The sequence below is a fragment of the Parendozoicomonas sp. 2304DJ65-17 genome, assembly GCF_058148445.1.
In genome coordinates this window covers 17,481-30,751 of sequence record NZ_JBYVJV010000009.1, presented here as the reverse complement: position 1 = coordinate 30,751, position 13,271 = coordinate 17,481, and the positions used below count along the sequence as shown (strand labels likewise).

Below are 13,271 nucleotides of genomic sequence, written 5' to 3'. Positions count from 1 at the left end.
ACAAAACTTTTATTGCATTGCAATAAATAGATATTTAGTATTCCCCGCCTTATTAACCATCCATCAACTGCGGAGGAGAAAAACATGTCTTATTTACGTTTCACCTTTGCAGGTCTCGCCGCGTAACTTCTTTGCCCGGCCGTAAGGCCTGCCAATTCAATTATTTTTAAATCCGTAAAGGAATTGGTCGATGGGCAACTCCATCCAGGTTTTATCTGATAAAACCAATTTAATTGCGTCTTCATCCAGCTGGATAGAAGGCAGTGCCGTTCAACAACTTTTAAAAACGGCAGATCTTCCGGGAATGAAAAAGGTATCTGGAATGCCTGATCTTCATCCCGGGCGAGGGTATCCGATTGGTGCAGCTTTTTTCTCGCAGGGGAGAGTTTTTCCTGCACTTGTTGGGAACGACATCGGTTGTGGCATGGCCTTGTGGCAAACAGGCCTAAAAAGATCGAGAACAAGCCAGGATAGAGTTGAAAGCCGCTTGCGTGATGTAGAAGGTTCCTTGAGTGATGAGTGGGAACCAGAAATAACAGAAGGAAAGTTACAGCGTGGTATTTCTACCAGCACCTTTGATTACGCATTAGGAACAATTGGCGGGGGAAATCATTTCGCAGAGTTTCAGATGATTGACTCTGTTTTTGATAACGAAGAATTCGATCGCATTGGTTTGAATCGTGAATGCTTGCAGTTATTAGTGCACTCCGGATCTCGAGGCTTGGGGCAGGATATTTTGCAGCGGCACGTAAAAGAATTTAACCATGATGGGATTGAAGAAAATTCCCCAGCATTTAATGGATATATCAAGCAACATAATGAAGCTCTTGCCTGGGCTGAGTTGAACAGGCATTTGATTGCCCAACGCTTTTTTAGTGCATTAAAGACAAACGGGGAAGAGGTTCTTGATATTAATCATAACCTGATGAACGCTGTTTCCATTGATGGAGAAGCCGGCTGGTTACATAGAAAAGGAGCAACTCCGGCAGATCAGGGGCTTGTCGTAATTCCTGGTTCTCGAGGGGATTACAGTTATCTCGTAAAACCAGTGCCTTCTGAGGTTTCACTATTTTCTCTGGCCCATGGTGCCGGGCGTAAGTGGGTAAGAGGTGACTGCAAATCACGATTGAAGGGCAAGTATAAGAAAGGTGAGTTGTACCGTACGGCATTGGGTAGCCGGGTTATCTGTGGAGATAACAACCTGCTCTATGACGAAGCACCGGAAGCTTACAAAGATAGTCACCGAGTCATTGAAGACCTGAGTGATGCAGGATTGGTTAATGTTATTGCCCGTATGAAGCCTTATCTGACATTTAAAACCCATGGACGGGTATCATGAAAGGAGCCTTCAAATGATCTTATTACAATTGTCGGCTGGGCAAGGACCGGTAGAGTGTGAAAGAGCGGTGACTCTCGCTTTGCAAACTCTTGAAAGGGAAGCCGAAAAGGTAAAGGTAAATGCAGAGGTCTTGGACATTGCTCATGGTAACGAGAAAGGCTGCTACCGTTCAGCACTGATTTCACTGGAAGGGCGGAGAGCGGAAGAGTTATCTAAGCAATGGTCAGGTAATTTTCTCTGGGTGTGTCCCAGCCCGTTCAGAAAAAATATTCGCCGTAAGAACTGGTTCTTTAGTGGAGAATGTTTTCCTGTACCAGATGTTAACGCAGCAGAAATGAGCGAAATTCAGTTTAAAACCTGTCGAGCTTCTGGTGCAGGGGGCCAGCATGTTAATACAACTGATAGTGCCGTGCAGGCAGTCCACACAGCTTCAGGGCTACAGGTAAAAGTGCAAACTGAGCGCAGTCAGCATGCGAATAAACGTTTGGCAGTTGCGTTGCTGTACAGCAAATTGCAAGAACAACAGGTACAACAAAGGGAGTGTGAGAAAAAGCAACGGAGACACCAGCACAGAGTTCTGGAACGAGGGAATGCCCACAGGATATTTTATGGCCCCCGGTTTTCGCTGAAGTGAAGTTGAACGTTTGACTGAATACAAAACTGCAGTTGTTGCGTATAGCTCTTTGAGTTCAGCAACCCTATGCAGGCTTTGAAGTGAAAATAAAAACCATTATTCCTGTTGTCAGCCTGGCGGCTTCTCTCTCTTTCAGTGTGAGTGCCCAGTCCAGTGAAACGGTCTCTTATGATGATCCCTGGGAGTCAGTGAACAGAGTCACTGACTCCTTTAACCATACCCTGGACGCCTGGGTTCTGCGCCCGGTAGCCAGTGGTTATAACCAGGTCACTCCCAAACCTGTTCAGAATCTTGTTTCTAACTTTTTTCAAAACCTTTCTGAAGTCCGCAACTTTGCTAATTCACTCTTACAGTTTGAACTCCGGGAAGCGGGGGATACTGGCAGCCGGTTTGTAGTGAACAGCACTGTTGGCATGCTCGGGTTGCTGGATGTCGCTTCTGAGTTTGATCTGGAATACAACTACCAGGATTTTGGTCTCACTCTGGGGCACTGGAATGTTCCTTCAGGTCCTTATGTAGTGGTTCCACTCTTTGGGCCTCGTACATTAAGGTCTGCGGCCGGGTTTGTGCCTGACAGTCAGTTGTCTCCCATTCAGGATGTGAACGACAGCCAGTCTCGTTTAGCCTTACAAGCGACTGAAGTCGTAGATTTGAGAACCAAACTACTCAGCCAGGAGTCGCTGATAGTTGGAGACCGGTATACATTTATTCGCGATGCCTACCTTCAGCGCCGTGACTATTTGCTAACAGGTGAAATAAACAGCAAGGATGATTTTTAGGATCTGTTTTTCAGGTTGAGTTTGAGCATTTTCCAATGCAGCTCAGCCTGAACTGCAAATACGCATAATACAAATTATGTTAAATCTTATACAATCATATATCTTGGAGAAAAATATCAGTACTACCTGAACATATTTATTCCCCTAAAGTTAACAAAAGCTCAAGGCCATCTCTGTTGCTGTCTATATAAGACAATGCCGTTGCTGGTGATTTCCAGCCAATATGTTCCATTAACACACGAGTGTCTGCGCCATTCTGAGCCATCAGGTTGGCAAGTCCGCGTCTGAGAGAATGGCTGCTGAATTTATCGGCATTCTTAATGCCTGCTTTTTCACACAACCGCTTTAACCAGTGCCCAAGGGAACCTGGAGATAGTGGTTCATCAATGAGGTTTCCCTGGCGACTAAATTTTCCAAACAACGGGCCTTTGGACAACGAAAAGTTTGCCCCATTGACCCAGTCATTCCATGCAACAACTGCGCAACAGGATTGATCGCCCATGGCAGGAATGGTTACCGTCTCACCATGAGCCTGCCTGTCACCTTTCGAATAAGGAATATAAATAGATAAAGCGGCCAGTGGCTGACCATTAGCAGTCACATGAGCCAGTTCAACAAATTCTCGCCTCAAGCTACATAGGGTATCGGCACGAAATCCGCGCCAGAACCCAAACAGAAGCATTGCTTTATCTCTTTTGGCTCTCAGCCAGTTTTGTTCCTGGCGAGCAGAAACCAATCCACTGGTAGAGTTTTCTTCGATGACCTGATCGAGGTAGCTGACGATCTTCATCAACTCCTGCAGTGTTAACGGGCGGGCTTTTCGAGCCGGAGCATTATGTTCACGACGAATACCTTTCATTATCTTTCGAACGGTTATATTGTCGGCAGGGTCAGTAAACCCCTGGGCTTTGTGCCAGGCCGACAAACCTGCCAGGCGCCGGGATAAAGTCGACACGCTTAAACGCTCGGCATGTTCAACCAGATACTCACACAGAGTTTCTACTGAAGCAGGTAATAACCCTCCCCAGTTCTGGAAATGTCTTACATCGGCCTGATACGCAGTGCGGGTATGCTCAGCTGTTCCAGCTTTTATATAACGATCAATTTTCCGTTCTTTTGAAGACTGGTCTGATTCCAGTTCAATCAGAGTATCTCGATCCTTGATCATGTTTTGTGGCACGACTCTTTTATACAGCGGCAATAGAAAGCCCCAGTGTAACGAATTCTGGAGAGCATTTTTGAGATAAGCACAAAGCCTGAATCTGCAGAGCTCACTCTGGCGTAAATCATGGAGAGTGTATTAAGGAGTTCTTCTGTGCTGATCCGAACAAAAAACCGCAGCGATGTACGTAGCAGTGAAATCACTTCAGAAACTGTTTATCAGGATCGCCGCCGCTTTCTGAAAAAAGGCGGGCAGTTTGCTTTGGCTGGCCTTGGCCTGACCCTGGTCGGATGCTCCGATGATCTGACTCAAACAACTGCTGCGGTAAAAAACACCCCAGCAAGCACAGACATAGACATCCCTCAATTCAATGCCCCGCAATGGCTGCAGCAGAAGGTAGCTGAACATACTAAAAGCCAATTTCTCACCGAAGAAGCGCTTACCCCCTACCCCACAGTTGCCGGGTACAACAACTTCTATGAATTCGGTTATGGCAAACAGGACCCGGCAGAATATGCAAAAGATCTGATCACAGATCCCTGGTCAGTCACTGTAGAAGGTGCCGTAGAAAAGCCAGGCACATATACACTGGAAGATATTCTGAAACCCCATGATCTGGAAGAAAGAATCTATCGCCTGAGATGCGTAGAAGCCTGGTCCATGGTGGTGCCCTGGGTTGGTTATTCCCTTGCCGACATGCTCAAACGTTTTCAGCCAACATCAAAAGCGAAATATGTTGAGTTCCATACTCTTTACGACCCAGAACAAATGCCTGGTCAGCGTTCCCGTTTGAGCTCTATTGAGTACCCCTATGTTGAGGGTTTGAGAATTGATGAAGCCATGAACCCGCTCACCTTTATGGCTGTGGGGCTTTATGGCAAAACCCTGCCGCCACAAAACGGTGCTCCACTCAGACTGGTTGTACCCTGGAAATATGGTTTCAAAAGTATCAAATCCATTGTCAGAATCCGTTTTACAGAAACAATGCCCAGAACAACCTGGGTGAAATCAGGCCCCAGTGAGTATGGTTTCTTTGCCAATGTGAATCCCAATGTCGATCACCCACGCTGGAGTCAGGCCATGGAAAGACGCCTGCCAGATACATTGTGGGAACCAAACCGCATAGAAACCAGAATGTTCAATGGTTATGAAGAGGAAGTGGCACACCTCTACAGCGGCATGGATTTAAGCAAGTACTATTGAGGCAGTGATAATGGATTGGGTAGCACGAAGCAAACTGCTGATATTTCCTCTGTGCCTGGCGCCTCTGGGTTTCCTGATTCAGTCGGTGCTTAGCAATACGCTGGGGCCAGATCCAGCAAACACCTTAACCCGGGATCTTGGGGAATGGGCGCTGATCTTTCTGTGCGCAGGTTTAGCCATTACACCTCTTCGTACAGTCTCCGGTGTTAACAAGCTTATTCGTTTTCGCAGAATGATTGGTCTGTTTGCCCTGTTTTATGCACTGCTGCATGTGATTGCGTATCTGGCATTTATGCTCGGCTGGCAGTGGCTGACACTGCTCGAGGATCTTTATAAAAGACCGTACATTATTGTTGGTGCAGTGGCTGTTGTTATTCTTGTTGCGCTCGGGATCACTTCTACAAAAAGTATGATGCGTCGCTTGGGTAAAAACTGGGTGAAATTACACAAACTGGTTTACCTTGCAGCGGCCCTGGCGGTATTGCACTTCCTGTGGCTGGTGAAGAGTGATTATACGGAACCTGTTTTGTACGGTCTGGCTATTTTTAGCCTTCTCTTATTGAGAGTTCCCAGGCTCAAAAAGGCTTTACGTTTCTGAGAAAGACGAATGACACTCTTTTCGCAGCCAGGCTTTAAAGCATTCAACGGCAGCTGACGTTGAATGCTGAATAAGATAGTAGCCAGCTCGTGCATCAACAGGTTCAAAGGGAGAGATTAATTTCCCATTTTCAAGTTCATCTGTAATCAGCATGGTACGAGCCATGGCTATGCCCAACCCGGCTTCAGCCGCTGCCATGGCCATATCTGTGCGATTAAAGAAGTGTCCGCGATTGGCATCTGCTTTGATGTTCATCGCTTTAAACCATTCCTGCCACTCCACTGATTTGGGTGCGCTTTGCCATGGCATGGCATCGTGCAGCAGAGTGACCTGTTCCCAGTTCAAATCCGGTATCGATTCCAGATAGTCAGGGCTCATAACCGGGAGCAACTGCTCTTCAATAAGAAGTTCTGCATGATGAGTGCTATAAGGTATCTGCCCGTAATCGATAGCCAGATCAAAGTCCGCACTGGTGGCATCAACCAATGCTCCTTCTGCGAACATTTGAATACTGATATCGGGATACTTTTTATAGAACTGCGGTAAACGAGGTGTCAGCCATTTAAACGCAAACGACGGTGTGAGTTTGAGTTGCACTTCACCAGCCATAGCTTTCTGCTGCTGCAGAGACTCTATAGTGCTACTGATATCAGACAGGCCACGGTGAACTGCATCGTAAAGAGTCAGGCCTGCTTCCGTCAGGTGAATGCCTCTCGAATGACGGCGGAATAAATCCAGCCCCAGCTGTTGCTCAAGCTGGCGCATCTGCTGACTGACAGCACCGGTGGTGATATGCAGCTTTTTGGCAGCTTCGGTGAAACTTTTACAACTCCCGACAATAGAAAAGCTCACCATGCTGTTTGCCAGAGAAACTTGATACTTCACAGCTCTTTACTCATCTGCTTTTAGTTTTTCTAAAGGCAGATGTTAAGAAATATCGTTTGTGAGGCACAGCCCTGTTAGGCACTCTTCGCAAAAAACTGGGTTTCCAGCCTTAACGGCCAGTACCAGCCCATGAAAGGTGAGATGCTATGCAGATAATGGTTTTGGGGAGTGGGGTTATCGGTTTAACCTCTGCCTGGTATCTGGCCCAGGCTGGCCACGAGGTAACTGTTGTCGACAGACAACCGCGCAGTGCAGAAGAAACAAGCTTTGCTAATGCCGGCCAGATCTCTTATGGGTATTCTTCACCCTGGGCAGCTCCAGGGATTCCGGCCAAAGCCGTAAAATGGCTTATGCAGGAGCATGCTCCTTTAAAAATACGCCCGGGCCTTTCGCCAGAGCTTTATCTCTGGGCAACCAAAATGCTGGCCAACTGCAGTAAAACCCGTTACCAGATTAATAAAAACAGAATGCTGCGCGTTGCCAATTACAGCCGCGAGTGTTTAGCCGAGCTGCAGGCACATCATCATTTAAACTTTGAAAGCCGACAACAGGGCACACTGCAGCTGTTTAGAACTGAGCAGCAGATTGAAGCTGTTCAGAAAGATATTGCGCTCCTGAAGGAAAGTGGCGTGCATTATCAGGAGTTCAACCGCGAACAATGTTTGATTGCTGAACCCGGCCTGGTGCCGGTCGCTGACAAAATAGTAGGCGGCCTTCGTTTACCGGATGATGAAACGGGAGATTGTTACCTGTTCTGCCAGCAACTGACCGACCTGGCTAAACAGGCAGGTGTGAAGTTTCTGTTCAATACTCACGTCCAATGGCTGGAAGGTGACCAACAACAGATTAATGCTGTGCACACCTCTGCAGGAAGATTACAGGCTGATGCTTATGTTATGGCACTGGGTAGCTATTCACGGGCGCTGCTGAAACCTTTCGGCATTATTATTCCTGTATACCCGGTAAAAGGCTATTCACTGACTGTACCTGTAGCCAATGGTGATCTCGCCCCGCGCTCCACAGTGATGGATGAAACTTATAAGGTAGCTATTACCCGGTTTGATGATCGTATTCGTGTGGCAGGTACAGCCGAACTAGCTGGCTTTAACACAGAGTTAACCGAAAAGCGCAAACAAACCATTTCCATGGTAGTTCAGGATCTGTTTCCCCACGGTGGGGATATTAAACAAGCTGAGTTCTGGACAGGGCTGCGGCCGATGACGCCCGATGGAACTCCAGTTATCGGTAAAACCAGAATCAGTAACCTGTACACCAATACTGGTCACGGTACCTTGGGATGGACCATGGCCTGTGGATCAGCTCGTTACCTGGCTGATATTGTTTCTGGAAAACAACCGGATATAGATTCAGAAGGGCTAGGCGCAGAACGCTACTAGGAAAAGCAGATGCTGTGCCTTTTAATAAGGCACAGCATCATAAGCATTAATATTTTGGTGGAGTAATAATGCCTAGCAGGTAGGCAGCACCACCCAGTGCATACTGGTCATCTCTGCAATTGTCACTGACTTTACCAATTTCGTCATAAACATCGCGGCCCAATTTCTTATAAACCTTACCCCATTTGGCTGGGTAGCTTGTTGTGTTGGAATTCTCGTACTTACCCACTTCTTCGTAGAAATTACTGTGCTTTATTTTAAAACGATGATTTTCTACTTTTGCAAAGTCTTCATAGAAATTGCTGTGCTTTTGATAAATCTTTCCCCACTTAGCTGGGTAGCTTGTAGTGTCAGAACTTTCGTACTTACCTATCTCTTCATAGAAATTACTGTGTTTAACTTCAATTCTGTTGTTGTTAATACGGCCAATTTCTTCATAGAAGTTGCTGTGTTTTTTATAAACTCTACATGTTGAAGCGGATGTAACAGTGCTTGTTAAAGCAATAGCAAGACCAACAAAAAGCGCAAGCGTTTTCATTTAAATTTCCTTTTATTTAATGAGTCCATAGATAACCAGTCGGCTGTTATTTTTTATCACTGGAAAAAATAAACATCAAACCTATTTCTCAAAATTAAAAAATAAATATTGTTTTGCGGAAAGTGCATATTAATTAGAAATTATATTTATTAAATTCACATGGGGATAAATATAATTAACCACTTTATTAATTCTAAACATAGAAACAATTTCTTATTTGATATTGAACAATCAAACCTGCGTCGATAACATTTAATCCATCAAGTTTATTTGACTACCTTAAATCAAATAGGTTTTGCATCTAATGGAATGCAAACGAGCACTTGATATAAAAAATGGAAAAAACTTCAATCAGGAAGAATCATTCAATGAAAATAAAAAGCTTTACGCTAACAGCTACTGTAGCGTTGTTAGCGGGATGTGCGCAGCTTTCTGAACAGACAAATCTGTTCACAGACGGACCCAGCATTCGCCCCAAAGAAGCCTCAGCTGAAACAACAAAATCAAACATTGCAGTCATTAATCATCTTTCACTTAATGATGATATTACTGGCAGTGGCGTTACTGAAGATGATTACAAGAATGCTACAAAAGGCTTTATTGCAAGACCATCGGAAGACCTGATTATTTGCCCAGGAAACGGGGTTGTAAATTATGAAAGTAGGCGAGCCCCTTGCGGGAGAGATAAACACAAACAAATCATAGCGCCAGTATGGAGCCTGAAAGATTACATGGCTCTTCTAGTTGAAAGTAAAGGTGATGCTGGGGAATTCACGTTCAACGCTCTACCGGGTGAAGGTGCGGACGGCTCCGAAGAAAGTGAAATGACGGTCAATCCCAGCTTATGGCGGAATGCCAAGCTGAATGTTTATTACGGCCTTTACCAGGTTCATGATGTCATTAACAATAAATCTAAAACTCCAGATCAGGGAGATATTTATCAGGTACGTGGGTATGACCTTTCCAATATTACCTTTGTAAAAGGAAAAGATGGCTGGATTGTATTTGATCCGCTGATTTCCCCAGAAACAGCCAAAGCATCTTATAAGCTGGTTACCGAGAATCTGGGTTATTACCCCGTGACCAATGTTATATACAGCCATAGTCACTCTGATCATTACGGCGGTGTAACAGGATTCCTGCCAGAAAATTATGACGAAAAAAACCTTCCTTTTGAGATTTATGCACCTGAAGGTTTTACCGAACATGCAGTTTCAGAAAATGTCATTGCCGGTAATGCTATGGGTCGACGTGCTGTATACATGTACGGTTCTCTTCTGAATCGTGATCGTTTTGGCAGCGTTAATGCCGGGCTCGGTATGACTACGTCTACAGGTGTCCCCGGGCTGCTTTTGCCCAGTGTTCTTATCAATGAAGACACAATCTACGACGAGTGCAAACTTGGTGAGACTGGTCCCTGCCCATACAATGTAGATGGCATAAGTATGGTGTTTCAGATGACACCAGGAACAGAAGCGCCAGCAGAAATGAACACCTGGTTGCCTGATCAGAATGCCCTGTGGATGGCAGAAAATACCACCAACACTATGCATAACATCCTCACTCTGCGTGGCGCAAAAGTGCGTGATGCACTGCTGTGGGCGAAATACCTCAACGAAACCATTGAACTTTATGGCGACAAAGCACAGGTAAAGTTTCAGAGCCACCATTGGCCGGTATGGGAACAGCAGAACATCAAAGATTATCTTAAAAAGCAGCGTGATGTTTACAAGTACATGCACGACCAGACTGTACGCCTGATGAACAAGGGTTATAACGGTGAAGAAATCTCTGAAATGATGGAGTTACCTGAAGCCCTTGAACAAAACTGGGCTACGCGGGGTTACTATGGCACCTTGCGCCACAATACCCGCGCGATCTATCAATACTATATGGGTTGGTATGATGGCCATCCTTCGGATCTGAATAACCTTCCGGATATTCAGGCTTCCATTCGTTATGTAGATTTTATGGGTGGTGCAGACCAGGCCTATAAAAAAGCCAAAGATGCTTATGACCGTGGCGAATATCGTTGGGTTGCCGAAGTACTGAAACATGTTGTCTATGCCTATCAAGCCGTTCAGTTCAACACAGATCGCCATGCCACGTATTACAGCTACTGTTCTGGTTGTGACAACACGTCGGGATATCTGCCGGAAGATATCGATAAGCACGCCAAAGCCCTTTTAGCAGATACTCTGGAACAGCTGGGTTACCAGGCAGAATCAGGACCCTGGCGTTCAGTTTATCTGCAGGGTGCTCAGGAACTCAGGGCGATTGTTGATAGTGGTGATATAAACAAACCTGTGGCTCTGCAAACGGCAACTCCAGATGTTATCAAACAAATGTCGATCGATATGTTGCTGGATTATCTCGCCATCCGCCTGGATGCTGATAAATCAAAAGAGCAAGCTATCGCACTGAATTTGGGAATCTCAACCACAGACCTGCCCCCTCAAAACTGTAATCTTGAGGAAACAAAAAGAATCATTAGAGACTGCCAGTATAATGTATCACTCGGGAATGCCGTGCTGAATTACACTTACAACAGTGAATCTCAAATTGGCTCCAGAGTTTATACAACGAAAACAACGCTGACAGATCTCTTAGTAGGAAAAATCACCTTTAGTGACCTGAATTTTGTGCTGACTGAAAACGATGTTGATGGAAATCAGATAGAAAATGCAATTGTCGCTGATGACACAACCAAGCTTTATACGTTCATCGAGCAGTTTGAAATCCTTACGGATGAAACTGATCAGAAAGAAGCTTTCTGGTTTGATATCATCACGCCCAATAAGCCTTTTGATATGATTACCAACTAAACTGCGCGTAACGATGAAATTTTTGGTCTGGTAATTTGTTGCCAGATCAAAGATCAGAAAGAAAGCACCCAGATTGCTCGAATATAGCGCACCATGAACGACCAATTGCTCGTACATGGTGCATTCTTTAATGTGAAGCCGAAGTTAAACGACCAGCATGTGAACACCAATACCAGCGATTCCCGCTCCAGTGTATCTGAGCAGCTGTGCACCATTGGTGAACTTTTCAGATATGAAGCTGATCATAACCCCAAGCGCATGGATGCTCGCTGTTCCGATAACAAACCCAAATGCATAGAGCGCAGGTTCAGCTAAATGAGGCATTTCTGTTCCGTGCGCATGACCATGAAAGATTGCAAAAAAACCAACAAATAGCATGGCTACGAGTGACGGCAGTTTCTTTGCGCTTGCAATAGCAACACCCAACACCAGAACGGAGAGAACTATACCAAGCTCCACTGAGAGTAAGGCAATGCCATTCATTCCAAGAATCCCACCAACCAACATAACAATCACAAACGTTGCAGGCACAGTCCAGATTGCACGCTTCCCCATTTGAGCACTCAGGATTCCAACACTCAGCATGGCCAGTAGATGATCAAAACCAAGAATGGGGTGGCTTAATCCAGAGAGAAATCCCCCGCTCTCAGCCAAATCATGAGCAAATGCAAAACCAGGAAACAGAACCTGGAGCCCTACTAAAATACCAAGTGTTTTTTTCATTATTACTTCTTTCATTGCAGGTATGATGTTGTTGTTAGTGTATGCCTTTTGGTGTTTTGCAAATGAAGTGCCAAGGCGTCCCAAAGCAAAATGCTCTAGCTATCAACAACTCATACGATTCAATGTCTGCAATGGTCGTTCACCAAACATTCGAGCATAAACACCTGAGAATCGACCAAGCTCAAGAAACCCCCAGCGCATGGCAATATCTGATACCCGTGTTGTACCAGGGTCTGACAAATACAGATCACGGCGGGCTCCATTGAGCCGGACAAGCGTCAGGTAGCGTACTGGTGTCACACCCAATTGTTCTCGAAAACCGTATTCCAGGCTGCGTTCACTAAGCTGCGCGACTGAGCATAGTTCTGGAATAGACGGCAACTCTCTGGCATGTGCTTTCAGGTAATCGACAACCCTCTGTACACCTTTCAACCTGCGGCTTGATTTGTCCAGAGGCGTACTCTTATCCAGAGTGGAGAGCAGTAGCTTCACAGATAAGTAAATAATCTGCTGACTCAGGACATGTCGTACGCTGGGGTTATGAATAGCTTCAGGATTACTATCAAGAATGGAGAAAGCGTCAGCCAACTTGGCTTTGTACAATTTCAACAATGACAAGGGGACAGGGCTGGTACGACTCAGGAACCACTCAGGTGAGGACTCCCGACCTGTTAACTGTAATGTCCAGTTACCAAGTGTCGATTTATCTAAAACGCTGGACATATAACCAAAGGGTTGACGAAAAGCCATATCCCACTCTCCCCCTGCCCCCAGAAACATTGTGTTCTGCATGACTTCCTGGCCACAAAACCGAACGTTGCAGGCATTATCCAAAGCAACAGCCAGTGGAACAAAGTTATCTGGTGGACCAGCTTCTATTTGTACTCCTACATTCAACTGCTCACGAATTAGAATCACACCATTCAGTTTGATTTCAAACAAACGGTTATCCAATGCTCCAGGTTGTAGCTGAACATAGCGCCGATGTCGGCCAACTTCAGATGTCGTTAATTGTTCAACATCAGTTGCCTGAATCCGACGTAGAAGAAAATCGGTTGTTTGCGGAAATGACACACCACCAACATCGGTGCGCTGATAACTATCTTCGGGCTGAGTAAAATCAGCCAAAACCCCTGGTTGATTTATAAACCAGTGCCTGAACGCATCATCCATGTGCGAGCTCATTAG

12 protein-coding genes are annotated in these 13,271 nt (G+C 45.5%); 7 read left to right on the top strand and 5 right to left on the bottom strand.

The features are described from left to right. The first annotated feature begins 190 nt into the window (after positions 1-190). The 3 genes from ACY2RR_RS19090 to ACY2RR_RS19080 all read left to right on the top strand — a co-directional run bounded on the left by ACY2RR_RS19090 (position 191) and on the right by ACY2RR_RS19080 (position 2,752). The gene (locus tag ACY2RR_RS19090; RefSeq protein ID WP_490109774.1) at positions 191-1,339 is read left to right on the top strand and encodes an RNA ligase RtcB family protein; all 1,149 of its coding nucleotides are present in this window, start codon (positions 191-193) and stop codon (positions 1,337-1,339) included. A 13-nt stretch (positions 1,340-1,352) separates the two neighbouring features. After that, a complete protein-coding gene (gene prfH / locus ACY2RR_RS19085; RefSeq protein ID WP_490109773.1) occupies positions 1,353-1,973 on the top strand; it encodes a peptide chain release factor H in 621 nt (206 codons plus the stop codon). An 80-nt stretch (positions 1,974-2,053) separates the two neighbouring features. Then, positions 2,054-2,752 (top strand): MlaA family lipoprotein, encoded by a 699-nt coding sequence (locus ACY2RR_RS19080; protein WP_490109772.1) that lies wholly within the window; start codon positions 2,054-2,056, stop codon positions 2,750-2,752. A 136-nt stretch (positions 2,753-2,888) separates the two neighbouring features. Here ACY2RR_RS19080 and ACY2RR_RS19075 read toward each other — a convergent pair whose 3' ends face one another. Continuing rightward, positions 2,889-3,920: a tyrosine-type recombinase/integrase gene (locus tag ACY2RR_RS19075; RefSeq protein WP_490109771.1), complete on the bottom strand. Its 1,032-nt coding sequence runs from the start codon at positions 3,918-3,920 to the stop codon at positions 2,889-2,891. A gap of 147 nt (positions 3,921-4,067) precedes the next feature. Here ACY2RR_RS19075 and msrP point away from each other — a divergent pair, with 147 nt between their 5' ends. Further along, positions 4,068-5,117, top strand: coding sequence for a protein-methionine-sulfoxide reductase catalytic subunit MsrP (gene msrP, locus ACY2RR_RS19070; protein WP_490109770.1), 1,050 nt, complete (start codon positions 4,068-4,070; stop codon positions 5,115-5,117). 10 nt (positions 5,118-5,127) lie between these two features. After that, complete coding sequence (gene msrQ / locus ACY2RR_RS19065; RefSeq protein WP_490109769.1) at positions 5,128-5,715, top strand: protein-methionine-sulfoxide reductase heme-binding subunit MsrQ; 588 nt, start codon at positions 5,128-5,130, stop codon at positions 5,713-5,715. Here msrQ and ACY2RR_RS19060 read toward each other — a convergent pair. Continuing rightward, the gene (locus tag ACY2RR_RS19060; RefSeq protein ID WP_490109768.1) at positions 5,704-6,600 is read right to left on the bottom strand and encodes a LysR substrate-binding domain-containing protein; all 897 of its coding nucleotides are present in this window, start codon (positions 6,598-6,600) and stop codon (positions 5,704-5,706) included. The two genes, msrQ and ACY2RR_RS19060, sit on opposite strands and share 12 nt — an antisense overlap. 146 nt (positions 6,601-6,746) lie before the next feature. Here ACY2RR_RS19060 and ACY2RR_RS19055 point away from each other — a divergent pair, with 146 nt between their 5' ends. Next, positions 6,747-7,997, top strand: coding sequence for a D-amino acid dehydrogenase (locus ACY2RR_RS19055; RefSeq protein ID WP_490109767.1), 1,251 nt, complete (start codon positions 6,747-6,749; stop codon positions 7,995-7,997). A 46-nt stretch (positions 7,998-8,043) separates the two neighbouring features. Here ACY2RR_RS19055 and ACY2RR_RS19050 read toward each other — a convergent pair whose 3' ends face one another. Then, complete coding sequence (locus ACY2RR_RS19050; RefSeq protein ID WP_490109766.1) at positions 8,044-8,535, bottom strand: hypothetical protein; 492 nt, start codon at positions 8,533-8,535, stop codon at positions 8,044-8,046. A gap of 368 nt (positions 8,536-8,903) precedes the next feature. Between ACY2RR_RS19050 and ACY2RR_RS19045 the strand changes: the two genes are divergently transcribed. Beyond that, entirely contained in the window at positions 8,904-11,360 is a 2,457-nt protein-coding gene (locus tag ACY2RR_RS19045; RefSeq protein ID WP_490109765.1) for an alkyl sulfatase dimerization domain-containing protein, read from the top strand. A 144-nt stretch (positions 11,361-11,504) separates the two neighbouring features. On the opposite strand, the gene ACY2RR_RS19040 is transcribed toward ACY2RR_RS19045, so the two are convergent. Both ACY2RR_RS19040 and ACY2RR_RS19035 read right to left on the bottom strand, forming a co-directional pair. Then, complete coding sequence (locus tag ACY2RR_RS19040; protein ID WP_490109764.1) at positions 11,505-12,083, bottom strand: HupE/UreJ family protein; 579 nt, start codon at positions 12,081-12,083, stop codon at positions 11,505-11,507. 102 nt (positions 12,084-12,185) lie between these two features. Continuing rightward, on the bottom strand, positions 12,186-13,256 hold the full coding sequence (locus ACY2RR_RS19035) for a helix-turn-helix domain-containing protein (RefSeq protein WP_490109763.1): 1,071 nt from the start codon (positions 13,254-13,256) through the stop codon (positions 12,186-12,188). Between the last annotated feature and the right edge of the window lie 15 nt (positions 13,257-13,271).

Coding starts and splice junctions, on each gene's coding strand:
- ACY2RR_RS19090 (WP_490109774.1), top strand. CDS start 191: ATGGGCAACTCCATCCAGGTTTTATCTGATAAAACCAATTTAATTGCG.
- prfH (WP_490109773.1), top strand. CDS start 1,353: ATGATCTTATTACAATTGTCGGCTGGGCAAGGACCGGTAGAGTGTGAA.
- ACY2RR_RS19075 (WP_490109771.1), bottom strand. CDS start 3,920: ATGATCAAGGATCGAGATACTCTGATTGAACTGGAATCAGACCAGTCT.
- msrQ (WP_490109769.1), top strand. CDS start 5,128: ATGGATTGGGTAGCACGAAGCAAACTGCTGATATTTCCTCTGTGCCTG.
- ACY2RR_RS19055 (WP_490109767.1), top strand. CDS start 6,747: ATGCAGATAATGGTTTTGGGGAGTGGGGTTATCGGTTTAACCTCTGCC.
- ACY2RR_RS19050 (WP_490109766.1), bottom strand. CDS start 8,535: ATGAAAACGCTTGCGCTTTTTGTTGGTCTTGCTATTGCTTTAACAAGC.
- ACY2RR_RS19045 (WP_490109765.1), top strand. CDS start 8,904: ATGAAAATAAAAAGCTTTACGCTAACAGCTACTGTAGCGTTGTTAGCG.
- ACY2RR_RS19040 (WP_490109764.1), bottom strand. CDS start 12,083: ATGAAAAAAACACTTGGTATTTTAGTAGGGCTCCAGGTTCTGTTTCCT.
- ACY2RR_RS19035 (WP_490109763.1), bottom strand. CDS start 13,256: ATGGATGATGCGTTCAGGCACTGGTTTATAAATCAACCAGGGGTTTTG.